Here is a 23020-nt window from a genome sequence, read left to right as displayed (position 1 = left end):
TTTGTGCACGATTTTCCGCGGTCAGCGCGGATTTTCGTGCACAAACCCCTAGGACGTCAGGGCGATGTACTTGGTGTCGAGGTACTCCTCGATGCCTTCGGTGCCGCCTTCGCGGCCGAATCCTGACGACTTCACCCCGCCGAACGGCGCCGCCGGGTCGGAGATGACGCCCCGGTTGACGCCGACCATCCCGGACTCCAGCGCCTCGGACACCCGCAGCGCCCGATCCAGCGACTGCGTGTAGATGTAGGCCGCGAGGCCGTACTCGGTGTCGTTGGCCGCGGCGATCGCCTCGTCCTCGGTGTCGAAACCGGTCACCGGAGCGACGGGGCCGAACACCTCTTCCTTGAGGATGCGGGCATCGGCGGGCACATCGGCCAGGACCGTCGCGGGATAGAAGTAACCCGGCCCGCCCGGAGCGGTGCCGCCGACGGCCACCGTCGCCCCGCGGGACACCGCGTCGGACACCAGCTCGGTGACGGTGCCGACCTGTTTGGCGTTGATCAGCGGGCCGAGTGTCGCGTTCTCGTCCAGCCCGTTGCCGAGCGTGAACTCGCTCATCCGCTGCACCAGCTTCGTGGTGAACTCTTCGCGCACCGAGTTGGCGACGTGGAAGCGGTTGGCCGCAGTGCAGGCCTCGCCGCCGTTGCGCATCTTGGCGAGGATCGCGCCGTCGACAGCCGCATCGATGTCGGCGTCGTCGAACACCACGAACGGCGCGTTGCCGCCGAGCTCCATCGACATGCGCAGCAGCTTCTCGCCACCCTGTTGCACGAGCGCCCGGCCGACGCCCGTCGACCCGGTGAAGGTCAGCTTCCGCAGCCGGCCGTCGTCCATGAGCGCCTTTGTCAGTTCACCCGGGCTGGTGGTGGGCAGCACGGACAGGACGCCCTTGGGCAGGCCGGCGTCGGCCATCAGCTTGGCCAGCAGCAACATGGTCAGCGGCGTTTCGGCGGCGGGCTTGACCAGCATGGTGCAGCCGGCCGCCAGGGCCGGGCCGATCTTGCGGGTCCCCATGGCCAGCGGGAAGTTCCACGGTGTCACCGCGTAGCACGGGCCGACGGGCGACTTGGTGACGACGATGCGCCCGGTGCCGGCCGGGCTCGGGGTGTAGCGGCCGCCGATACGGACGGCCTCTTCGGCGAACCAGCGGAAGAACTCGGCGCCGTATTTCACTTCGCCGCGGCTCTCGGCCAGCACCTTGCCCATCTCGAGCGTCATCAGTGTGGCCACGTCCTCGGCGCGGGCGGTGATGGTCTCGAACACCGACCGCAGGATCTCGCCGCGCTCACGCGCGGGGGTTGCCGCCCACTCCTTTTCGACGGCTGCCGCGGCATCGAGTGCGGCGACGCCGTCCTGCGGGGTGGCGTCGGCGACGTGGGCGATGACGTCCTCGGTAGCCGGGTTGAGCACTTCGAATGTGGATTGACCGGCGCGCTCCTCACCGCCGATCCAGAGGCCAGTTGGGACAGACGACAACAGCGCGGCGATGTCCATACACCCATCATGTACGGCGGCGTTTCCTACGTCACACTAGGGTTTGGGGCATGGCTGATCACTCTCCCGCTGCCGACATCTCGACCACCTCAGCCTGGGAGGCGCTCACCGCGCACCACGCCGCAGTCGAGGCGACCACGCTGCGCGAGCTATTTGCCGACGACCCGGACCGCGGCCGCGAGCTGACGCTGACCTTCGGCGACCTGTACATCGACTACAGCAAGCACCGGGTGACCAGGGAAACCCTTGCACTGCTGCTCGATCTGGCCCGTGCGGCCGGCCTCGAGGAGCGGCGCGACGCCATGTTCGCCGGTCAGCACATCAACACCTCCGAGGACCGCGCCGTGCTGCACACCGCGCTGCGGCTGCCGCGCGGCGCCTCGTTGGTGGTCGACGGCCAGGACGTCGTCGCCGACGTGCACTCGGTCCTCGACGAGATGGGTACCTTCACCGACCGGCTGCGCAGCGGTGAGTGGACCGGAGCCACCGGTCAGCGCATCACGACCGTCGTCAACATCGGTATCGGTGGCTCCGATCTGGGCCCGGTCATGGTGGACCAGGCCCTGCGCCACTACGCCGATGCGGGCATCACGGCGCGGTTCGTGTCGAACGTCGACCCGGCCGACCTGGTGGCCAAGCTCGACGGACTCGACCCTGCCACAACACTTTTCATCGTCGCCTCCAAGACGTTCTCGACGCTGGAGACGCTGACGAACGCCACTGCCGCCCGGCGCTGGCTCGTCGCCGCGCTCGGTGATGACGCCGTCGCCAAGCACTTCGTCGCGGTGTCGACCAATGCAAAGCTGGTGTCGGAGTTCGGCATCGACACCGCGAACATGTTCGGTTTCTGGGACTGGGTCGGTGGCCGCTACTCGGTGGACAGCGCCATCGGGCTCTCGGTGATGGCTGTCATCGGCAAGGAGCGGTTCGGTGAGTTCCTGGCCGGCTTCCATCTGGTCGACGAGCATTTCCGCGCCGCGCCGCTGGAGGCGAACGCGCCGGCGCTGCTCGGGCTCATCGGCCTGTGGTACTCGGATTTCTTTGGCGCACAAGCACGTGCGGTGCTCCCCTACTCCAATGACATGGCCCGCTTCGCCGCTTACCTGCAGCAGCTGACCATGGAGTCCAATGGCAAGTCGGTGCGCGCCGACGGCACGCCGGTGAGCACCGACACCGGCGAGATCTTCTGGGGCGAGCCGGGAACCAACGGCCAGCACGCCTTCTACCAACTGCTGCACCAGGGCACCCGGCTCGTGCCGGCGGACTTCATCGGCTTCAGCGAGCCGACCGACGACCTGCCCACCGCCGACGGCACCGGCAGCATGCACGACCTGCTGATGAGCAACTTCTTCGCCCAGACGCAGGTGCTCGCGTTCGGCAAGACCGCCGACGAGATCGCCGCTGAAGGCACGCCGGCCGACGTCGTCCCGCACAAGGTGATGCCCGGAAACCGGCCCACCACTTCGATTTTGGCGACCAAGCTGACGCCGTCGGTGGTCGGTCAGCTGATCGCGCTGTACGAACACCAGGTCTTCACCGAGGGCGTCATCTGGGGCATCGACTCGTTCGATCAGTGGGGCGTCGAACTCGGCAAGACCCAGGCCAAGGCCCTGCTGCCGGTCATCACGTCCGAGGCCGCGCCGGCCCCGCAGTCCGACAGCTCGACCGATGCCCTGGTGCGTCGCTACCGCGCGGAGCGAGGTCGCGTTTCCTAGGGATTTGTGCACGATTTTCCGCGGCCGGCGCGGAAAATCGTGCACGAATCCCTAGGCGAAGTACTTGGTGAAGCGCGGCGGCATCAGCTTCATCACCTCGACCAGCGGCCACCACGGCCAGCCGGGGACGACGGCGCGGCCCTTCTCCTTCTCGATGGCGTCGACCATGGCCTTCACGCCGGTCTCGTTGTCGACCATGAGCATGGTGGAGTTGGATTTGGCGGTCATCTCGGACTCGATGTAGCCGGGCTCCAGGACGGTGACCTTGATCGGGCCCGACGGATATTCGGCGCGCAGCGACTCACCCAGCGACGTGACGCCGGCCTTGCTCGCGGCGTAGGCCGCCTTGTGCCCGGGCACGCCGACGTTGCCGAGCACCGATGACACCAGGACCAGGTGGCCCCGGCCCGCGGCCTTGAACATCTCGAGCGCCGTCTCGATCTGGACCAGCGCCGCAACGAGATTCGTCTCGATGGTCGCCTTGTTGGCCCACAACTTGCCGCCACCGAGCGGGTAGCCCTTGCCGATGCCGGCGTTGACGATGACGCAGTCGATGCCGCCGAGCGCGTCGGACAGCTCATCGAAAACCTTGGGCACCTGGTCGTGGTCGTTGACGTCCAGCGCGGCGATGGCCACGGTCACGCCGGGGTACTGCGCCGTCAGCTCGGCCTTGAGTTCTTCGAGGTTGTCCAGCCGGCGGGCACACAGTGCCAGGTCGCGGCCCTTGGCGGCGAACTGCCGGGCCATACCGGCGCCGAGGCCCGAGCTCGCGCCGGTGATGAGAATTTTCTGCCGAGTCATGCCTGCAGCGTAACCAACTCGACACGTGTCAAGAAAGGCCGCGGGTGCAAGATCGAGGTATGAAGCTCGCCGCCCTGTTGATCGCCGTCGTGGGCATGACGTCAGTGCCTCTCGCACACGCCGACGACGATCCGCTGTTCCGCTTGGTCGACACCGCAGCCCAACGGCTGCAGACCGCCGATCCGGTGGCGGCGGTCAAGTGGCTCAAGGGCGGTTCGATCGAGGATCCCGCGCGGGTCGATCAGGTGCTGAAAGCGGTCGCCGCCCAGGCCACAGCGTCAGGCGCCGACCCGGTGTTCGTGCAGCAGGTGTTCACCGACCAGATTCACGCCACCGAGGGCATCGAGTACCTGCGGTTCAGCCAATGGAAGTTCGATCCGGCGACGGCTCCCACGACGGCACCTGACCTGTCCGAATCACGCACTGCGATAGACGGTTTCAATCGCACCATGGTCGCGGAGCTGGCGGCACAACGAGGAGTCCTGCACGGCCCGGGCTGCGTCGCCGCACTCGACGCCGCCCGAGCACAGGTAGTGACGAGCCAGCACCTCGATCCGCTCTACCAGCAGGCGCTCACAGCAGCGACCAGGAATTACTGCAACTGAATCACTTGAGCAGCTTCGACATGCGGCGGTCGGCCAGCACCTTGCCACCGGTCTGACACGTCGCGCAGTACTGAAAAGACTTGTCCGCGAAGGACACCTCACGGACGGTGTCGCCGCAGACCGGGCACGGCAAGCCGGTGCGGGCATGGACCCGAAGCCCAGAGCGCTTCTCCCCCTTGAGGGTTGCCGCTCCTTGTCCCACCGAACGGGTCACGGCATCGGTGAGCACCGAGATCATCGCGTCATGCAAGGTCGCCAACTGCTCCGCGGTCAGCTTGCCCGCGGTCGCGAACGGCGAAAGCTTGGCCACATGCAGGATTTCGTCGCTGTAGGCGTTGCCGATCCCGGCGATGGTCCGTTGGTCGGTGATGACGTTCTTGATCCGCCCGGTGTTGCCGGCCAGCACCGCGCCCAGCTCCGCCGGGCCGAGCGACAGCGCGTCGGGCCCCAACGTGGCGATCTGCGGTACGGCCAGCGGATCGTTCACGAGCCAGACCGCCAACCGCTTCTGGGTGCCGGCCTCGGTGAGGTCGAAACCCGGTGCCTCACCCGGCTTTCCGAGATGCACCCGCAGCGCGATCGGCCCCTTGCCGGGTTTCAGCGGTGCGGCCGCCAGCTTCTCCGACCAGCGCAGCCACCCGGCCCGTGACAGGTGGGTGATCAGGTGCAGGTCGCCGACCTGCAGTCCGAGGTACTTGCCCCAGCGGTTGGCGCCCGTCACTTCCCTGCCGTACAGCGCCGTCGGCGGCGGGTCGAAGGTCTTGAGCACGGACAGAGCGGCGACGTCGACGCGGCCGACCGGCAGTCCGACCGCATGACGACGCAGGTGATCGGCGAGCGCCTCGACCTCGGGAAGTTCCGGCATGGGTTCAGGCTAGCGACTGGACGTACCGCATGCTGTACACATGGCAGACCGCTCGGCACCCGCCCCGGCCACCAATCCGCTGCGACGCATGCTGGTCATGAATGCCGTGCCGCGCCGCTGGCCGTTCGCGCTACGGGCCTCGTTCTGCATGATGGTGCCGATTCTCGTCGGGTGGGCGGCCGGCGATGTGTCGGCCGGGCTCGTCGCGACCATCGGCGGTTTCACCTCGCTGTACGGCAGCGGCCGGCCGTATCTCAACCGGGCGATGTATCTCGGCGCCATCGCCGTGTCGTTCGCGGTGGTCGTGGCACTCGGCGATTGGGCGGCTGCCACCCCGTGGTCGGCGGTGCTCGTGGTGACCGTGATCGCGATGATCGCCGTCCTGATCTGCCAGGCGCTGTCGGTCGGACCACCCGGCGCCTACATGCCGGTGCTGGCGTGCGCGGCAGCGGTCGGCATTGCCACCCAGCACTTGAGCCCGTGGCGACTGGGTGCGCTGGTGCTGGCCGGTGGCGCCTTCTCCTGGGTGGTGCACATGGCCGGGGTACTGGTCCGTCCGCGTGCGCCGGAACGCGCCGCGGTCGCCGGCGCCGCCGAAGCGGTGGCCACCTATATCGAAACCTCGTCACCCGACGCCCGGCACCGCGCCGCACAGCTCCTGCACGAAGCGTGGATCACTCTCGTCACGTTCCAGCCGGTACGGCCCAAGCCCGACGACACTCTCTACCGGCTGCGGATGACGAACCGCCGGCTGCACGTGTTGTTCGCCGAAGCCATGGCCGCCGCCGACCGCGGCCAACCGATGGCTGTCGACGGCGCCGCGCTGGCCCGGAAACTGGGCACGGTGCCCGACGACATCGGCGGCAGTTTCGAGGGCCTGATCCCACTGGGACGCCCCTCGGTGGGGACGCTGCTGCGCCGGGCGGTGACGCCGGGGGCTCCCCCACTGACCGCGGCACTGCGCACCGCGGTCGCCGTCGCGATCGCCGGCACCGTCACTGTCGGCCTGAACATGGACCACGCATACTGGGCCATGGCGGCGGCGGTGCTGATGCTGCATCAGGGTTTCGATTGGCGGCGCACCGTACAACGCGGCATCGAACGCACTTTGGGCACGTGGCTCGGCCTGCTGCTGGCCGGCGGCGTCCTGCTCGCCGCGCCGGGTGGACCGTGGCTCGCCGTCATCGTCGGCACGCTGCAGTTCCTCATCGAGATGTTCGTGGTGCGCAACTACACCGTCGCGGTCATCTTCATCACGCCTGCGGCATTGACCATCGCGTCGGGCGGCCACCACATCGCCGACGTGCCCGCCATGCTGCTCGCTCGAGGCGTCGACACCGTGATCGGTTGTGCGGTGGCACTTCTCGTGCTGTGGCTGACGCGGCGCGGCCACCCCGCGGCGCGCCCTGCCGAGTCGATCGCGGCGACGCTGGACGCCGTCGCCGTCGTGGTGGGCCATCTGGCCGCGGGCGCGGTCACCACCGATCAGGCCCGAGGCGACCGCCGCGATTTGCAGCTGCGCGCGATGGCCATGCTTCCGGTGTACGACACCGCGATCGGCGGCTCGGCCCGGAGCCGGGTTGCGGCAGAACGACTTTGGCCTGCCATCGTCGCGACCGAGCAGCTTACCTACCGGACGCTCGCCGCGGCCTGGGCCACCGAACGATCCGAAGCGCCGTTCACCCCCGGCGACGCCGAGCGACTGACCGCGACGATCGGCGACTTGGTCGACGCGGTCCGCACCGGCCACCCGGCTGCCGACATCGGCGAGCTACCGACCTTCGGCGCCAACGAATTACGCGCGATCCGGGCGTCGCTGACCTAGGGATTTGTGCACGAAAATCCGCGGCGGGCGCGGAAAAACGTGCACAAATCCCTACTTTTCGAAGGCGCGCTGCACCAGACCCAGGGCCCAGCCGACGATCGAGAGCAGGATCGCCGCCCAGATCGCGGTGAACCAGAACTGGTCGATGCCCAGGCCCCAGTGCGTGGTGTTCTCGGTGATCCACGACGTGATCCACAGCATCCACGCGTTGATGACGACGTGGATCAGGCCGAGGGTGAGGATGTACAGCGGAATCGCGAAGAGCTGCACGATCGGCTTGATGATGGCGTTGACCAGGCCGAAGACGAACGCCACGACCAGGATGATGCCGACCCGCTCGAGTTGGGTGGCGCCCACCGGGAACACGAAATAGATCCCCGACACCATGCGAGTGACCAACCACAACGCCAGGCCGGTCACCGCGGCCCGCACCAACAACGATTTCATGCTGTCGATTCTGCCCGCAGCAGATAGGTATCCATGATCCAGCCGTGCCGCGTCCGGGCCTCGGCCCGCTCCCGGGCGATCTGTTCCCCGACCGCGCCGACGGTGCCGGCGATCAGCATCTCATCCGGCGTGCCGAGGTAGGCGCCCCACCAAATCCGGCTCTGCGGTGGGCATTCCAGAAACGAGCATTCGCCGTCGAGCATCACGACGGCGGCCCCGGCCAGCCCGCGCTCACGCAACTGACGGCCCGTCGTGATCAGCACCGGCTCGCCAATGTCGTTGAGCGGGATACGATGTCGGGCGGTGAGTGCCTGGATGGCGGTGATGCCGGGAATCACGTCGAACTCGAACTCGACGTGTTCGGCAACGCGGTCCAGGATGCGCAGGGTGCTGTCGTAGAGCGACGGGTCGCCCCACGCCAGGAACGCGCCGACGCCGTCGGGCCCGAGTTCGGTCTCGATGGCCGCGGCCCACAGCTGGGCCCGCGCGGCATGCCATTCGGCCACCGCCTCGTGGTACTCACGATCTTTGGCCCGCTTGGGATCCGGCAGCGCCACGAACCGGTAGTCAGGCTTCTCGATGAAGCGCTCACAGATCAGCCGGCGCAGCGCGACGAGGTCGTCCTTGGTATCGCCTTTATCCATGGCGAAGAACACCTGAGTGTCGTTGAGCGCCGTGACGGCCTGGGCGGTGACGTAGTCCGGGTCGCCGGCGCCGATACCGATGACGTGGATGGTGCGCATCCGCGAAGGCTAGCCGCCCGCAGCAGCCGCACATTTATCCAGTACCGCAGGTATTGACTACCTCTGGTATCGGACGTAACTTCGGATTACGGACACTTTCGAAGGGATGTCAACGATGACAGCTTCGGTCAAGGGTCAGGCGACTCGCGAGGAATTTGCCGAGCGCCTGCTCAAGGGCTCTGTACGCAAGTCTTACGCGCCGATCGTCGACATCGACTGGGACGCGCCGATCGACCCGGACAAGTACTTCCTGCCACCGAAGGTCGTCTCGCTGTACGGCACCCCGATCTGGGAAGCGATGAGCCGGGCCGAGCAGATCGAGCTCTCCCGCCAGGAACTGGTGAACACCCTGTCGGCCGGCATCTGGTTCGAGAACATCCTCAACCAGGCCCTGCTCCGCAAGGCGATGCACCAGGACCCGACCGCGAGCGCCACCCACTACGAGCTGACCGAACTCGGCGACGAGACCCGCCACATGGTGATGTTCGGCAAGGCCATCGAGAAGGTGGGCGCCGACCCGGTGCGGCCCAAGTGGTACCAGCGCACGATCATCAACATGCTGCCGTTCGCCTTCCAGGGTTCGGTGCTGTGGGTGGCCGCACTGATCGGCGAGGAAATCTTCGATTCGCTGCAACGCCAGATGATGGACGATCCGGAATTGCAGCCAATGGTGCAGCGGCTCATGCGGATTCACGTCACCGAAGAGGCCCGGCACATCCAGTTCGCCCGCGACGGACTGCGCAAGCGCGCTCCGGAGATGTCGTGGCCGAAGCGCTTCTGGATCGGCAACCTCAACGGGGTCGGCGGCCTGTTCTTCCGGTTCCTGTTCACCAACAAGGTGCAGTACCGCCGCGTCGGATTGGACGCCCGGGCCGCGCGCCGGATGGCGCGGACCTCGCCGCACCGGATCGAGACGCAGATCGCCGGGTTCGCGCCGCTCGCGTCGTTCCTGGAGGAAGTTGGACTCCTCGGGCCCATCGCGCGGCGGTTGTGGCGGCGCAGCGGTTTCCTGCCCGGCGGCAAGATTGCGCCGGCGACGCGCGCCGAGATTGCCGAACCCGAGGACCTGTACGACGGGCCCGCCACCATCGACGGCCGCGAGGTGCGGGTCCGGCTGGCCGGGCACCTCGATCCGATCGACGGCCAATACCACTGGTGCGGAACGGTTTTCGAGACGCTCGACGAGCTGCCGCGCACAGCCGTCACCGTGGGGGTCGGCGAACGGACCGCGACGGCGCGCGTCACCGAGCGCAGCCAGCAGGGCGGCTACGCCATCAGCGGCGCCGGTTTGCCGCCGTTCCCGCTGACCTGACAACCACTGAATGGGCGGTACCCATTCCACAAAACTAGAACACGTTCTAGCATCGGTTCATGAGGTTCACCTACGCCGAAGCGATGACCGATCCGAAGTACTACATCCCGCTGGCCAAGGCGGCTGACGAAGCCGGCTACCACGCGATGACGATTCCGGACAGCATCGCGTACCCCTTCGAGTCCGACTCGTCCTACCCGTACACCGCCGACGGCAGCCGCGAATTCCTCGACGGCAAGTCGTTCATCGAGTCGTTCTCGCTGATCGGCGCCCTGTCGGCCGTCACGACCAAACTGCACTTCAACATCTTCGTGCTGAAGCTGCCCATCCGGCCGCCGGCCCTGGTCGCCAAGCAGGCCGGGTCGCTTGCCGCACTGTTCGACAACCGCCTGGGCCTGGGCGTCGGCACCAGCCCGTGGCCGGAGGACTACGAGGTCATGGGCGTGCCGTTCGCCCGCCGCGGCAAGCGCATGGATGAGTGCATCGACGTCATCCGCGGTCTGACCTCGGGTGACTACTTCGAGTACCACGGCGAGTTCTACGACATCCCCAAGACCAAGATGACGCCCGCGCCGACCAAGCCGGTGCCGATCCTGGTCGGTGGCCATGCCGACGCCGCGCTCAAGCGCGCCGCGCGCAACGACGGCTGGATGCACGGCGGCGGCGACCCGGCCGAGCTCGACCCGCTGCTGAAGAAGCTTGCGCAGTACCGCGAATCCGAAGAGCGCATCGGGCTGTGCGACGAGTTCCAGATTCACGTCATCTCGATCGACGGCTTCACCGTCGACGGCGTGAAGCGCCTCGAGGACAAGGGCGTCACCGACGTCATCGTCGGCTTCCGGGTGCCCTACATCATGGGCGAGGACACCCAGCCGCTCGACGAGAAGATCAAGCACCTGGAGATGTTCGCCGAGAACGTCATCGCGAAGGTTTAGTTTTCGGCGCTACTCGTCGACGATGTGGACCGCGGCCTCTTCAGCGGAGGCCGCGCTCCCGTCGATGCCGACGTCCCCCGCGAGCAGCTCGCCATCCTGTTCGCCGGCCACGAGCCGACCAGATCGCTGGTCACCGACCTCGTCCTCGCCCCACTGCTCGTCGGGGCCGTCCACCGAATCCAACTGCATCGCCGGGTCTGGCTCTTCCTCGGCGAGGAGTTCGTCGAGAGTCTCGTTGTCCCGGGGCTCACGCCATTTATCCGGCGGCACATAGCCCTCGTCCAGCAGGTCGTCGACGCCGCGGTCGATCAGCATGTCCTCCTGAGGCAGCTGATCCTCGTCGTCGATGCTGTACTCATCCGAGTCGCTCATGTCATCACCTTGCCACGGATCGCCGAGTCTGGCGAGCAGAGTGCGGCTGGCGATTTCCGGCGTGATTTCGCTTGTGCCGCCGTAGATCTTGTCGACGCAAAAACAACTTCGGTCCGCTTTCGGCGTTCTCAGCGTGCCTTCAGGTCGTGGTCCATACCGTCACTGCAAGTGATATGGCACCGGCGCGCACATCTCCGACAGCGCCGACAACGACAATGGGGGACGGCCCAGTGAGCAGTGATGGAGTGATGGTCTTTCTCGATGATGTGTTGGTCCAGCACGCTGGTTGGCTGCGAGCGAACACCGAGTTGTCGATCCACACCGACCTGCGGCCGACCTACGTGGTGGGTGACGCAAAGCTGTTGAACCGAGCCGTCGCTGCGCTGATTCAGCATGCACGCTGCAATGCCGTATCAGCGATCGAGCTGGTGGTGTATCGCCGCGATGCCCAGGCCGTCATCATTGTCAGCGACGACGGCCCGCATATCGCCGTGGCCAAGGGAGAGCATCAGGACCCGGCAGCGTCACCGTCGTCGTCAGAGCGCCACTGCGGTCTGGAGCTGGCTGCCCGGATCATCGCTACCCACGGCGGGACACTGGCGGTCGGTGAACGCGGCGCGTGCGCCAATGCGGTGAGCGTGCGGTTGCCGTCCACGCGGCAATCGTGGCGCAATTCCACGGCGTTGAGCGGGATTTCGGGTGGATTCTGATAATTCGTCCGCCGGGGGTGCGGTGCGCCATCACCGCCGGTGACGACAGTGGATGATGGGGCGATGTGGGTGGGTCGCGGGTCGGTCCCGCTGATGGGCGTGCAAGGGCGGGACGCCCGATGAGCCGGCGTGTGACGCTGGCTGGTGTGGTGGCCCGGTGGCGTGGCTGGTTCGCCGGGATCGCGGTGCGCTCAGGGCTGGTGGCCGGCGCCGTCGTCCTGGCCGGCCTCGTGATCGTGGGGGCAGCCTCGACGGTGCTGCTGTACCGGGCGATGTGCGCCGACGTCGACAGTGCCGCGCAGGCCCGCGCTCAGGCGGTCGCGGATGTGCTGCGCAAGGAACCACCTGACGAGGTGGATTCGGTGTTGATGCACACCGATCACCGGATCATGGCCGTGCAGATCACCGACGCCGCCGGCACGGTGGTGCAGCGATCCGACACCGCGCCGCATACTCCGCTGATTCCGCTGCCGCACAAGGATTCCCGAGTCGGCGTGCTGGCAACGGATGATGACGATGTACGCGTCAGCACAACTACGGTGACGTCCCGTAAAGGACAGCAATACACGGTACTCGTCGGCGGTGGCATCGAGTCGATCGAACAGATGACGGCCACTGCCGGGCAGATGTTGGCGATCACGGCGCCGATCGTGGCGGTGGTGGCCGCGGTCGTCACCTACCTACTGGTGCGGCGGTCGTTGCGGTCGGTGGAAGCGATCCGGTCGCGAGTGTCGGCGATCAGCGCCTTCGATCTGGGCGAGCGGGTCCCTGTCGGTGACAGGTCGGATGAGATTTCCGCGCTCGCGGTGACCATGAACGACATGCTGGCCCGCATCGAAGCGGGCCATGCCGCGCAACGACAGTTTGTCGGGGACGCATCCCACGAACTACGGAGTCCGTTGGCAACGGTGGTGTCCGCCTTGGAAATCGGGGTGACGCACCCTGATCTCTTCGACAGAACGCTACTGACCTCAGCGTTGTTGCCGGAGGCACGCCGGATGCAGACGCTGGTCGAGAATCTGCTGTTGTTGGCGCGCGCCGATGAACGCGGGCTGCCGTTACGTCGCGTCGAGACCGATCTCGATGATCTGGCGAGTGCGGAGTCGGCGCGACTCAAGCGTGAGACGACGTTGCGAATCGTGTCCGATCTGTCGGCGGTCAAGGCCGGCGTCGACCCTGACGGATTTGTGCGAGTGTTGCGAAACCTGGCCGATAACGCGGCCCGCTACGCCACCAGCGAGGTGACCATCGTCGTGCGCGCGAAGGGTGACAATGCCGTCGTCCAGGTTATCGACGACGGCCCGGGAATCCCGGCCGCTGCCCGGGACAAGGTGTTCGAACGGTTCGTCCGCTTGGATGCTGACCGATCGCGGCGTGGGGGTGGGACCGGATTGGGGTTGGCGATCGTCGCTGAGATCGTGGCCGCCCACGGTGGTTCGGTCGGCATCACTGACCGCGAAGCTGGCACCGGAACTGTTGTGACAGTTCAGTTTCCGGTATCCGACTCCCCGGATTCGAGCCGGTAGCCTGCGCCACGCAACGTGGTGATCGCGGCCGAGCCGATTTTGCGTCTCAGATAGCCGACATAGACTTCCACCACGTTGTCAGGACCGTCGTAGTGGCTGTCCCATACGTTGTGCAGAATCTCGGTCTTGGTGAGGACAGTGTCCTTGTGGCGCAACAGGTACGCCAGTAGCGCGAATTCTCGCGGCGTCAGCGAGACACTCTGACCGCCCCGATGCACAGTGCGACGTGCGGGGTCCAGTGAGATGTCGCCGGCAGTCAGCACGACGGGGCGCTGCGGAGCGCCGCGGCGGATCAAAGCCCGCAGGCGGGCGGTGAGCACCATGAACGAGAATGGTTTCGTCAGGTAGTCGTCAGCGCCCAGGTCGAAGGCATCGGTCTGGTCATAATCGCCGTCTTTGGCGGTCAGCATCAGCACCGGGGTCCATATGTGCGCGGCGCGCATCTTGCGCAGGACCTCATAGCCGCTGAGGCGCGGAAGCATGATGTCGAGCACGACGACATCGAACTGCTCGTGCGTCGCCTGCCAGAGCCCGTCGACACCGTCGGCCACCGCGACCACGACGAACCCTTCGGCGCGCAGACCGGCGGTGATCGTCTCGGCAAGCATGGGCTCGTCTTCGACCAGCAGCAGTCTCACCTGTTCAGCCTGACACAGACTGAAGCAGCAGCCATCAATTGCCCGGCTGCATCACGCCGCCGCTGGCAGTGTCGTAGTGTTCACCGACCGACACCGCCGGAGTGTTCTGGGCGCGTTCATGTGCCTCGTGGACTGTCATCGCCGCGGCCACCAGCATCACTGCGCCGACCATCAGGGCGATCGCTTCTCGCCGAGCTGTCATGTCTCTCAACACCTTTCAGGATGTTCAGCCAGTCGATACCGAGCGGCTGTCGGGTATGCCACCAGACTGGCAGCGGGTGGCTGTGAGGACGCTGAGGGTGGCGTACCGATCAGGTCCGTTCGAGTCGATGAATGACGTCCTGTTCCACAGGGACGGCCGTGATGAGCGGACGCAGCCGAGTCTTTTTGGCGCGCAACACGAGCCAACTGAGCACGGGGCGCGCGAGGAGGTATCCGGCAACACTCAGCGCCGCGCCCAGGGCGAGACCGGCAACGACGTCTTGAGGGTAATGCGCACCGACGTACACACGGGCCAGTGCCATCACTATTGCCGCGATGGCGGCGACGACGCCGAGCCGGCGATTCACCAGCCACACACCGGCGGTGACGGCGCCGGCCATCATGGCGTGGTCGCTGGGGAAGCCGCCGTCGGTGTTGCAGTGCAAAACCACGATGTGGGGCAAGGCATTACAGGGACGGGTCGTGTTGATCGAGTCGGCTATCGGCTGGTTGATCGCGACGGCCGCAAGTACGCCCAACGGTGCCCAGAGGGCCGCGGTCATCGCGCTGAGGTTGTTGGTTCTGCGGGCGATCCACCAACCGGCGAGGAGAAAGCCGGCAAACAGCACGACGCCGTCGTTAGCGTATCCGGCCACGACGGGGTGCAGCCAGGGAGTGTCCCGGGCGAAGTTGTTGATGTCGTAGAAGATTCGGGTATCGAGGTCCATCACGGCCTATCGGTATGGGTGCGGAGGATGGGACACGTCAGCGCAGGTTATCCAATAGCGTGGTCAGGGCGCGTTTTTCGTCGCCGACACTCGGACTGCTCGATCGGACGGACTTCAGTGCCGCATCGATCTCGTGGTCGAGCGCGTTCCAGGCGTTGGGATCCATCGCCTGCAACCGATCCTGGTCGTGGTCCCAGGCTGTTTCGAGGTCGGTGATTCGGGACCGGGCGCCGGCTTGATCCCCGGCATCCACTTTCACCAGCGTGTCTTGCACGACGTTGCGGAAATGCGCGACGTCGGTCGCCGGGAATGCGCTGATACTGCCGGGGGCGATGGTTGCGGCCGCAGCGATCGGTCCGGCCTCTTCCTCGCCGCCGCCGGCCGAGCCATGCGGCTGCATCGACGCCCATTGCAGCAGCGCGCCGGCAGCCAGGATGACGACGGCGTAGAAACCGACGGTGGCCACCGCGGACACCCGGCGTTGGGATGCGGGCACAGTGTGGTCGTTCCCGGCGCTCGTATCGATCACGTCGACTCGTGTCCGGGTCAGGTAGATAACAGCGGCGGTGATCGCGGCCAGGAAGATACCGCTGGTCAGACCGTATCCGAGGCCGAGGCCGTGTGCACTTCGCGGTGCGGCGAGCCAATCGCCGAGATTGGCACCCAGCGGGCGGGTCAGGATGTAGGCGAGCCAGAACGACAGCACGGAGTTCACACCGAAACGCCAGCCGACAGTCACGACCGCGATGAGGGTGAGCGGCAGCAGCACCGATACCCCTGGGCTCCACCCTGTGAGGGCAAGGGTCCAGTCACCGGCCGCGGTACCGAGGGCGAAGGTGACCAGAACAGCGAGCCAGTAGAACAGCTCCCGGGGTCGCGTCGTGATGCTGTGGATCGACAGCGTCCGCTCCCGCGCAAACCACACTCCGAACACCACGCCCAGAATGACGGTGAAGACCGCCGTACTCGTCGCCAAGGGCACGGCGAGGCTGTCGGTGAGCAGGTCGGTGTAGAGGGTGCCGGTGACGCTGAGAATCACGACGGTCAGCCAGTACACGGCCGGGACGTAACGCGGCAATCGCAGCTGGGCGACCATTACCAGCGCGAGCACGGCTGTGAAGATCACCGCCGTGGCGGTGAGACCGACGCCCATTCCGGCGTTGATCCAGTCGGCGAAGCTCTCTCCGACGGTGGTGCACAGCACTTTGATCAGCCAGAACCAGATCGTGACTTCGGGAACCTTGCTCGCAGTCACGCGGTTCACCATCGTTGATGGGCGGGCAGCACCGGTCATGCCTGCAGAAGGTAAACACCGGTTGCTGAACAGACGCTGAGAAAGCAGGTGACGCCGCGCACGTACCGCGTGGAAGGCAAAACAAATGCTCCCCGGAAGAAGGAGCTAAATTCTCAGTCCGACTTCCGGGGAGCACTTCGATGCCATTGGAACTGTTGCGGCCAGTCGCGGAGCAACTACAGCGTGCGGCTGATGATTTCCTTCATGATTTCGCTTGTGCCGCCGTAGATTTTGTTGACGCGCGCCGCGGCGTAGGCCCGGCCGATGGGGTACTCCATCATGTAGCCGTACCCGCCGAAGAACTGCACACAGCGGTCGACGACGGCCACGGCCCGGTCGGCGGCGATGAGCTTGCCCATGGACGCGATCGCCGGATCGTTGTCGCCGTCGATCAGCGCCTGCACGCAGTAGTCCACCGTGGTCTTGATGGACAACACCTCGGCCTTGAGCTCGGCGAGCTGGAATCGGTTGTGCTGGAAGTTGATCAGCGGTTTACCGAAGGCCTCACGCTGCTTGGTGTACTTGATGGCCTCCAGTACCGCGGCCTCGGCCATGCCGGCGCAGATCGATCCGATGACCAGCCGCTCGCGGGCCAGCTGCGACATCAGTTGGTAGAAGCCCAGTCCTTCCTGCTCACCGAGCAGGTTGGCGACGGGAACCCGCATGTCGGTGAAGAACAGCTCGCGGGTGTCCTGGCCGTGCTGACCGACCTTCTCCAGCACCCGGCCGCGCTCGAAGCCCGGCAGGTCGTTGACCTCGGCGACGATCAGCGACACCCCGGCCGCGCCCTGCGTGGGATCGGTCTTGGCGACGATCACCACCATGTCGCACAGAGATCCGTTGGAGATGAAGGTCTTTGAGCCGTTGATGACGTAGTGGTCGCCATCGCGGATGGCGGTGGTGCGGACGGCCTGCAGGTCCGAACCGGTGCCCGGCTCGGTCATCGCGATGGCCAGCACCGTCTCGCCGCTGATGATCTTCGGCATCCAGCGGGCCTTCTGCTCCGCGTTGCCGTAGGTGTCGATGTAGTGCGCCACGATCGGCGAGTGCACCGACCAGCCCGAGGCCGAATCATGGGCCAGCGCAAACTCTTCGGCCACCACGGCCGAGAAGCCGAAGTCACCGCCCGCGCCGCCGTACTCCTCGGGCAGGTCCAGGCCGAGCAGGCCGGCGTCGCCGAGCTTGTTCCAGAATTCCCGGTCGACCTGGTGGTTCTTGGCCCACCGCTCCTGGTTGGGCGTGGCCTCCTTGGCCAGGAACGCCGCCGCGTGCTGACGCAGCTCGCGGTGCTGGTCGGTCTCCCAGCTGGCCCGGTACTTCGGGAAGAGCTCTGACATTGGTCCACCTCGCTAAATTCTGCGCGCTATACAACTGTATAGGCCCCTGTTCATGTGTACAGTACATTGATCCGGTTGCCGATGGGAGGTCTGATGGTTGATCCGAGGGCAACTGTCGACGACCTGACAGCGAAGGCCCGCATTCGCAATACCGCGCTGGACCTGTACGCCAAACACGGCGAAGACCGAATCTCGTTGCGCGCCATCGCCGCGGAGGCAGGCGTCGCGGTCGGCTTGGTGCAGCACCACTTCAAGACCAAGGCCGGCCTGCGGAACGCGGTGGACCAGCTGGTGGTCGACTACTTCGCGGGTGCGCTCGCCGAGGTGCCCGAAGACGCCTCCACCGCCGTGCGCGACGCCGCCGTCCGCGACATGCTGCGGGCCAATCCGGCGGTGGTCGACTACGTGCGCCGGGCCCTGCTGCAACCGAACGTCGCCGACAGCCACCTGGTCGACGTCATCGTCGACCTCACGCAACGCGAGGTCCGCGCGGCCCGCAAGACCGGTCGCGCCTCGACCACGCGCCGCGAGAACACCCAGGTCGTCGCCGTGCTCGCCCGGCAGATGGGCGAACTACTGTTGGCGCCGATGGTCGACGCGGTGTGGGATCGTTTGGCGCCGGACACGAATCCGCCGCGCCTTCGGGTGACGGTCGACGAGGCCGGGCAATGACCGTCACCGTCGACGAGTTCGTGGTCGCGGACACCGCCGACGCGTGGACCGCGGCCGGGTTCACCGTCGACCTGGACGACATATGCCGGATCGGCGGCGTCCGCATCCGGTTGGCCGGACGCGAGCGCGGCACGGGCATCGTCGGATGGGCACTGCGCGGCGTGCCGTCCGATCAACCGCTCGACGGCATCCCCACCAGCCTTTCCGACGCCGAGGTCGCCGCACCGGCCGCGCACGCCAACGGCGCCGTCTCGGTCGACCACGTCGTGCTGCTGTCGCTCGACCTGAACCGGACGGTCGCATCGCTGGCGGCGGTCGGCGTCCACCCGCGCCGGGAACGTGACGGACAGCTCGGCGGCCGGCCGATGCGGCAGATCTTCTTCCGGCTGGGCGAGGTGATCCTCGAGGTCGTCGGCTCGCCCGGCGCCACGGGAGACGGCCCGTCCACCTTGTGGGGGTTGACCTACGTCGTGCAGGACATCGACGCCACCGCCGCGTTCTTCGGAGATCGGACCGCGCCGGTGAAACCTGCGGTGCAACCCGGACGCCGGATCACCACGCTGCGCCATCAAGAATTCGGGATATCGGTCCGCACGGCGATGATCTCCCCGCACGTCCGGGACGCTAACCTCACTCCATGACCGACCGCGGCTCCGTCTTCGACGGCATCTCGATCGGCCGACCCGCGACCGGCGCACTGATCGACGCCGGTTACCGCTCCCTCGCGGACCTGCCGGCCGATCTCGACGAGCTTCTCCCCCTGCATGGTGTCGGACCGAAAGCCGTGCGGCTGCTCAAGGAGGCCCGACAGTCATGAGCGACGACGTCGTGGTCATCCACACCGACGGCGGCTGCCGCCCCAATCCCGGCCCCGGCGGCTGGGGTGCGGTGCTGCGCATGCGGCACCACGTGCGCGAGATGTTCGGTGGCGAGGCCGGTGAAACCAGCAACAATCGCATGGAGCTGATGGCGCCGATCATGGCACTGGAGGCGCTGACGCGGCCCGTCGTGGTGCACCTGCACACCGACAGCACCTACGTCCGCAACGGCATCACCAAGTGGGTGTACGGCTGGGAGCGCAACGGCTGGATGACGGCGTCGAAGCAGCCGGTGAAGAACGTCGACCTGTGGCAGCGGCTGCAGGCCGCCTGCGCCCGGCACGAGGTCGAGTGGTTCTGGGTGAAGGGCCACGCCGGCGTCGCCGACAACGAGTTGGCCGACCAGCTGGCGACGCGCGGCCTGGAAGAAGCCGTGGCCGGCGCACTCTGCCGACCGTGATTTGTGCACGAAAATCCGCGGTGGGCGCGGAAAATCGTGCACAAATCACTCCCAGGTGACCTCCCCCGGGGTCTTGTCGGGCCGTAGGCCGCGCCAACTGGGCTGCCGCAACCGATTGTCCGTTGTGCGCTCGCTGTAGCGCACCTCCCCCACCAGCTCAGGCCGCACGAACGTGACGCCCTTGGCGTCCAGCGTGGAAAGCGGTGCGGTAAAAGGTGATTGGCTGGTTTCGAGCGGCTTGAGCAGCGCCTTCAGATCGGCCAGCATCTTGTCGGTGAAGCCGGTACCGACGCGCCCGGCGAACTGCAGGCCGTCACCCTCGGGCACCCCGACCAGTAGCGCCCCGATGCCGCTGGTGCGGCCGCCCTCCCCCGCGCGCCAGCCGCCGATCACCACTTCCTGGGTGCGCCAGAACTTGTCCTTGACCCAGGCCTCCGACCGCCCCGGTCGGTATCCGGAATCCCACTTCTTGGCGACCACTCCTTCGAACCCGCTGGCACTCGCGAACTCCAGTGGCTCCTCCGCCGGCAACAGCGGTGGCACCGTCAGGGCACCATCGGAAGCCAGTGTTTCCAACAGCTTTCGTCGGTCGCGGTACTTCACGCGGGACAGCTCGCGTCCGTCCAGAGACAGAATGTCGAAACACCAGAACTCGATGTTGGTGTCCGCGCCGCGGTTCTGCATGGCCTGAAAACTGGGCACGCCATCCTGCAGCGCCACCACCTCACCGTCCAGGACCACGTGATGATCGGCGAGATCAGCTGCCACGGACTGCAATTGCGGGAACTCGGCCGTCACATCGCGGCCACTGCGAGCGGTGAGCCGGATCCGGCCATGGTCGGCGTCGACCAGCAGCCGGTAGCCGTCCCACTTGCCCTCGAACGCCCAGTCGTCCGGGGACAGGCGGCGCACTGATCCATGGGTGGCCAACATCGGTTGCAGCCGTTGCTCTTTCATCCGGCGAACGAGCCAGTTCTTGCCTTCGGTCTGGATGAGCACGTACCGCCCGGAGACCCGGTTCCCGTGGAGGTTGACGATCACCTCACCGCCAGAGCCCGGATCCCGGAACTTTTCGGTGTCGTAGGTACCCGCGTCCCAGATCGTGACGTGCCCGCCGCCATATTCACCCTTGGGGATGTCACCTTCGAAGGTGGCGTATTCAAGCGGGTGATCCTCGGTGTGCACCGCGAGGTGGTTGACGGTCGAGGTGTCCGGAAGGTTCTTCGGCACCGCCCAACTGACCAGCACGCCATCGCGTTCCAGGCGGAAGTCGTAGTGCAGCCGGCGGGCGTGATGCTCCTGGATGACAAACCGGTTGTTCTCCCCCGCCGCCGGTTTCTCTGCCGGGACCGGCTCGGGCGTCCGGCCCGGATCCCGCATGCTGCGGTAGGTGGTGAGCCGGTCGCCCACGGGCGCACCGATATCCATTTCCGCGAGCAGATCACCATCACGGGCCAACCGCGCCAGCACCTCGTCAAAGCGCAACTGACGCAACCCCGGATCATCGAGTTCATCCCAGGTCCGCGGCGCCGCAACCGTCGGCTCGTCGCGGCCGCGCATCGAATACGGTGCCACCGTCGTCTTGGCCGACGAGTTCTGACTCCAGTCCAAGAACACCTTGCCGGTCCGCACGCTGCGGGTCATGGTCGCGGTGACCAGCCCGCCCATCGACGATTCAAGTTGCTGGGCAACACGTTTGGCGACGGCCGACGCGCCACGCGAACTCACGGGCGAGGCCAGCGGCACGTAGAGGTGCAGGCCCTTGCTGCCACTGGTCAGCGGATAGGCCGGCAGATCCATACCGGCGACGAGTTCGCGCACCGCACGGGCCACCTCACACAGCTGGGCCATGGTGACGCCGTCACCGGGGTCCAGGTCGAACACGATGCGCGTGGCGGGTCCCGGACTGGCACCGACGAAACGCCACTGCGGCACATGCACTTCCAGCGCCGCCTGCTGGGCGATCCAGGCCAGGCCCTCCGCGGTGTCGATGATCGGGTAGACGGTCGTCCCGCTGCGATGCGTGATGGCGCCGCGGTCCAGCCACTCCGGTGCTGACGATGCCAGATGCTTCTCGAAGAACGGCTGCTGCGCAACACCATTGGGCCACCGCTTGCGGGTGACGGGGCGACCGGCGATGTGCGGCAACATCGCATCGGCCACGGCGAGGTAATAGTCGAAAACCGCGGCCTTGGTCGTGCCGGTCGCCGGGTAGAGCACCTTGTCCGGGTTGGTCAGCCGCACCCGTCCGAATTGCTCCACCCCTCAAGTATCCAAGCCGCGGCGCGATAATGGGCCATACTGGGGTATGCGGTCCATCTGGAAGGGGTCAGTCGCCTTCGGTCTGGTCAATGTGCCGGTGAAGGTGTACAGCGCCACCGAGGATCACGACATCAAGTTTCATCAGGTGCACGCCAAGGACAATGGCCGCATCCGATACAAGCGGGTGTGCGAGGTCTGCGGCGAGGTCGTCGAGTTCCGGGACATCGCCAAATCTTTCGAATCCGAGGACGGCCAGACCGTCATCATCACCGACGACGACATCGCCACGCTGCCCGAAGAACGCAGCCGCGAGATCGAAGTCGTCGAGTTCGTCCCGGCCGATCAGATCGACCCGCTGATGTACGACCGGAGCTATTTCCTGGAGCCCGACTCGAAGTCGTCGAAGTCGTACGTGCTGCTGGCCCAGACCCTGGCGCAGACCGACCGGGTGGCCATCGTGCACTTCTCACTGCGCAACAAGACACGGCTTGCGGCGTTGCGGGTCAAGGATTTCGGTAAACGCAACGTGATGATCGTGCACACGCTGCTGTGGCCCGACGAGATTCGCGATCCGGACTTCCCAGTGCTCGACAAAGAGGTCGAGATCAAGAAGCCGGAGCTGAAGATGGCCGGCCAGGTGGTGGATTCGATGACCGAGGACTTCCACCCCGAGCAGTTCCGCGACACCTACCGCGAGCAGATGGAAGAGCTCATCGAAGCCAAGATCGCGGGCGGCGAGGCGTTCACCACCGAGGAAGCGGCGACCGAACTGGACGCCACCGAGGACGTGTCCGATCTGCTGGCCAAGTTGGAGGCCAGCGTGAAGTCCCGGAAGTCCTGAGCCACTTCCGGAAGCAATTGAAACGTGTTCTAGAAATTCGTTCCCGCAGCGCCTCAATCTTGCTAGCGTGCCTAACAACGACCACGACGAGGCGAGTGAGGCACACGTGATTCTGGACAGATTCCGACTCGACGACCAGGTAGCCGTGGTGACGGGCGCAGGCCGCGGACTCGGTGCGGCCATTGCCGTCGCATTCGCTGAAGCCGGGGCTGACGTGGTGATTGCCTCGCGCACCGAGTCCCAGCTGCAGGAGGTCGCCAAGCAGGTCGAGGCGGCCGGGCGCAAGGCGCACGTCATCGCCGCCGACCTGGCTCACCCCGAGGAGACCGCCAAGCTCGCCGCCGCGGCAGTCGAGGCGTTCGGTCGACTAGTGTCCTGCGCCGGGAATTCGTTGAAGATATGAACCGAGTCGTTCG

The 23020-nt window shown here is 66.4% G+C and carries 24 protein-coding genes and 2 pseudogenes; 13 read left to right on the top strand and 13 right to left on the bottom strand.

The features are described from left to right. Positions 1 to 48: 48 nt before the first annotated feature. Entirely contained in the window at positions 49 to 1497 is a 1449-nt protein-coding gene (locus EB75_RS04655) for an NAD-dependent succinate-semialdehyde dehydrogenase (RefSeq protein ID WP_073694319.1), read from the bottom strand. Positions 1498 to 1547: 50 nt separating this feature from the next. On the opposite strand from EB75_RS04655, the gene pgi reads away from it, so the two are divergent. Beyond that, on the top strand, positions 1548 to 3212 hold the full coding sequence (pgi, locus tag EB75_RS04650) for a glucose-6-phosphate isomerase (RefSeq protein WP_073694318.1): 1665 nt from the start codon (positions 1548 to 1550) through the stop codon (positions 3210 to 3212). Positions 3213 to 3263: 51 nt separating this feature from the next. Here the strand turns inward: pgi and EB75_RS04645 are convergent, their stop codons facing one another. Further along, the gene (locus EB75_RS04645) at positions 3264 to 4013 is read right to left on the bottom strand and encodes an SDR family oxidoreductase (RefSeq protein ID WP_073694317.1); all 750 of its coding nucleotides are present in this window, start codon (positions 4011 to 4013) and stop codon (positions 3264 to 3266) included. Positions 4014 to 4072: 59 nt separating this feature from the next. On the opposite strand from EB75_RS04645, the gene EB75_RS04640 reads away from it, so the two are divergent. Next, positions 4073 to 4618: a chorismate mutase gene (locus EB75_RS04640; RefSeq protein ID WP_073694316.1), complete on the top strand. Its 546-nt coding sequence runs from the start codon at positions 4073 to 4075 to the stop codon at positions 4616 to 4618. A 1-nt stretch (position 4619) separates the two neighbouring features. Here EB75_RS04640 and EB75_RS29830 read toward each other — a convergent pair whose 3' ends face one another. Both EB75_RS29830 and EB75_RS29825 read right to left on the bottom strand, forming a co-directional pair. Continuing rightward, entirely contained in the window at positions 4620 to 5093 is a 474-nt protein-coding gene (locus EB75_RS29830) for a zinc finger domain-containing protein (protein ID WP_286150086.1), read from the bottom strand. Positions 5094 to 5240: 147 nt separating this feature from the next. Next, positions 5241 to 5483 (bottom strand): annotated as a pseudogene (locus EB75_RS29825) (DNA-formamidopyrimidine glycosylase family protein); the annotation flags it as partial. Positions 5484 to 5523: 40 nt separating this feature from the next. Between EB75_RS29825 and EB75_RS04630 the strand changes: the two are divergent. Then, positions 5524 to 7308 (top strand): FUSC family protein, encoded by a 1785-nt coding sequence (locus EB75_RS04630; RefSeq protein ID WP_073694314.1) that lies wholly within the window; start codon positions 5524 to 5526, stop codon positions 7306 to 7308. A 51-nt stretch (positions 7309 to 7359) separates the two neighbouring features. On the opposite strand, the gene EB75_RS04625 is transcribed toward EB75_RS04630, so the two are convergent. Both EB75_RS04625 and cobF read right to left on the bottom strand, forming a co-directional pair. After that, positions 7360 to 7755 (bottom strand): phage holin family protein, encoded by a 396-nt coding sequence (locus tag EB75_RS04625; protein ID WP_073694313.1) that lies wholly within the window; start codon positions 7753 to 7755, stop codon positions 7360 to 7362. Beyond that, positions 7752 to 8498: a precorrin-6A synthase (deacetylating) gene (gene cobF / locus EB75_RS04620; RefSeq protein WP_073694312.1), complete on the bottom strand. Its 747-nt coding sequence runs from the start codon at positions 8496 to 8498 to the stop codon at positions 7752 to 7754. Before cobF ends, EB75_RS04625 begins: the two co-directional genes overlap by 4 nt. A 115-nt stretch (positions 8499 to 8613) precedes the next feature. Between cobF and EB75_RS04615 the strand changes: the two genes are divergently transcribed. Together EB75_RS04615 and EB75_RS04610 are read left to right on the top strand one after the other, a co-directional pair. Next, positions 8614 to 9810: a diiron oxygenase gene (locus EB75_RS04615; RefSeq protein WP_073694311.1), complete on the top strand. Its 1197-nt coding sequence runs from the start codon at positions 8614 to 8616 to the stop codon at positions 9808 to 9810. Between the two features lie 59 nt (positions 9811 to 9869). After that, positions 9870 to 10745: an LLM class flavin-dependent oxidoreductase gene (locus EB75_RS04610; RefSeq protein ID WP_060999358.1), complete on the top strand. Its 876-nt coding sequence runs from the start codon at positions 9870 to 9872 to the stop codon at positions 10743 to 10745. A gap of 9 nt (positions 10746 to 10754) precedes the next feature. Here EB75_RS04610 and EB75_RS04605 read toward each other — a convergent pair whose 3' ends face one another. Further along, positions 10755 to 11117, bottom strand: coding sequence for a DUF5709 domain-containing protein (locus EB75_RS04605; protein ID WP_073694310.1), 363 nt, complete (start codon positions 11115 to 11117; stop codon positions 10755 to 10757). 230 nt (positions 11118 to 11347) lie between these two features. Between EB75_RS04605 and EB75_RS04600 the strand changes: the two genes are divergently transcribed. After that, the gene (locus EB75_RS04600; RefSeq protein ID WP_142239422.1) at positions 11348 to 11827 is read left to right on the top strand and encodes an ATP-binding protein; all 480 of its coding nucleotides are present in this window, start codon (positions 11348 to 11350) and stop codon (positions 11825 to 11827) included. Positions 11828 to 11946: 119 nt separating this feature from the next. Continuing rightward, positions 11947 to 13353 carry a HAMP domain-containing sensor histidine kinase gene (locus EB75_RS04595; RefSeq protein WP_073694308.1) on the top strand — a complete coding sequence of 469 codons (1407 nt, stop codon included), beginning with the start codon at positions 11947 to 11949 and terminating at the stop codon, positions 13351 to 13353. Here the strand turns inward: EB75_RS04595 and EB75_RS04590 are convergent. From EB75_RS04590 to EB75_RS04575, 5 genes are all read right to left on the bottom strand, one after another. Next, on the bottom strand, positions 13314 to 13991 hold the full coding sequence (locus EB75_RS04590; RefSeq protein ID WP_073694307.1) for a response regulator transcription factor: 678 nt from the start codon (positions 13989 to 13991) through the stop codon (positions 13314 to 13316). The genes EB75_RS04595 and EB75_RS04590 overlap by 40 nt on opposite strands. A gap of 34 nt (positions 13992 to 14025) precedes the next feature. Further along, positions 14026 to 14193, bottom strand: coding sequence for a hypothetical protein (locus EB75_RS29180; RefSeq protein WP_168175983.1), 168 nt, complete (start codon positions 14191 to 14193; stop codon positions 14026 to 14028). 109 nt (positions 14194 to 14302) lie between these two features. Beyond that, positions 14303 to 14920 (bottom strand): phosphatase PAP2 family protein, encoded by a 618-nt coding sequence (locus EB75_RS04585; RefSeq protein WP_073694306.1) that lies wholly within the window; start codon positions 14918 to 14920, stop codon positions 14303 to 14305. A 37-nt stretch (positions 14921 to 14957) separates the two neighbouring features. Then, positions 14958 to 16214, bottom strand: coding sequence for a COG4705 family protein (locus EB75_RS04580; RefSeq protein WP_083611973.1), 1257 nt, complete (start codon positions 16212 to 16214; stop codon positions 14958 to 14960). 176 nt (positions 16215 to 16390) lie between these two features. Further along, positions 16391 to 17551 carry an acyl-CoA dehydrogenase family protein gene (locus EB75_RS04575; RefSeq protein ID WP_064860750.1) on the bottom strand — a complete coding sequence of 387 codons (1161 nt, stop codon included), beginning with the start codon at positions 17549 to 17551 and terminating at the stop codon, positions 16391 to 16393. 93 nt (positions 17552 to 17644) lie between these two features. Between EB75_RS04575 and EB75_RS04570 the strand changes: the two genes are divergently transcribed. From EB75_RS04570 to rnhA, 4 genes are read left to right on the top strand one after another with little or no spacing between them, the layout of a single operon-like run. Further along, on the top strand, positions 17645 to 18223 hold the full coding sequence (locus EB75_RS04570; protein WP_073694304.1) for a TetR/AcrR family transcriptional regulator: 579 nt from the start codon (positions 17645 to 17647) through the stop codon (positions 18221 to 18223). Then, positions 18220 to 18864, top strand: coding sequence for a glyoxalase (locus EB75_RS04565; RefSeq protein ID WP_073694303.1), 645 nt, complete (start codon positions 18220 to 18222; stop codon positions 18862 to 18864). The genes EB75_RS04570 and EB75_RS04565 overlap by 4 nt, the downstream gene beginning before the upstream one ends. Next, positions 18861 to 19040 carry a helix-hairpin-helix domain-containing protein gene (locus tag EB75_RS04560; protein WP_073694302.1) on the top strand — a complete coding sequence of 60 codons (180 nt, stop codon included), beginning with the start codon at positions 18861 to 18863 and terminating at the stop codon, positions 19038 to 19040. Before EB75_RS04565 ends, EB75_RS04560 begins: the two co-directional genes overlap by 4 nt. Next, the gene (gene rnhA, locus EB75_RS04555) at positions 19037 to 19501 is read left to right on the top strand and encodes a ribonuclease HI (protein ID WP_073694301.1); all 465 of its coding nucleotides are present in this window, start codon (positions 19037 to 19039) and stop codon (positions 19499 to 19501) included. The genes EB75_RS04560 and rnhA overlap by 4 nt, the downstream gene beginning before the upstream one ends. 45 nt (positions 19502 to 19546) lie before the next feature. Here the strand turns inward: rnhA and ligD are convergent, their stop codons facing one another. Then, positions 19547 to 21763, bottom strand: a complete 2217-nt coding sequence (gene ligD, locus EB75_RS04550; protein ID WP_073694300.1) for a non-homologous end-joining DNA ligase — start codon at positions 21761 to 21763, stop codon at positions 19547 to 19549. Between the two features lie 46 nt (positions 21764 to 21809). On the opposite strand from ligD, the gene ku reads away from it, so the two are divergent. Then, on the top strand, positions 21810 to 22604 hold the full coding sequence (gene ku, locus EB75_RS04545; protein WP_073694299.1) for a non-homologous end joining protein Ku: 795 nt from the start codon (positions 21810 to 21812) through the stop codon (positions 22602 to 22604). Between the two features lie 106 nt (positions 22605 to 22710). After that, a pseudogene (locus EB75_RS04540) lies at positions 22711 to 22974 on the top strand (SDR family NAD(P)-dependent oxidoreductase); the annotation flags it as partial. Positions 22975 to 23020: the final 46 nt, after the last annotated feature.

The organism is Mycobacterium sp. ST-F2, assembly GCF_001905655.1.
Classification (GTDB): domain Bacteria; phylum Actinomycetota; class Actinomycetes; order Mycobacteriales; family Mycobacteriaceae; genus Mycobacterium.
This window is presented reverse-complemented; position numbering and strand designations above follow the sequence as displayed.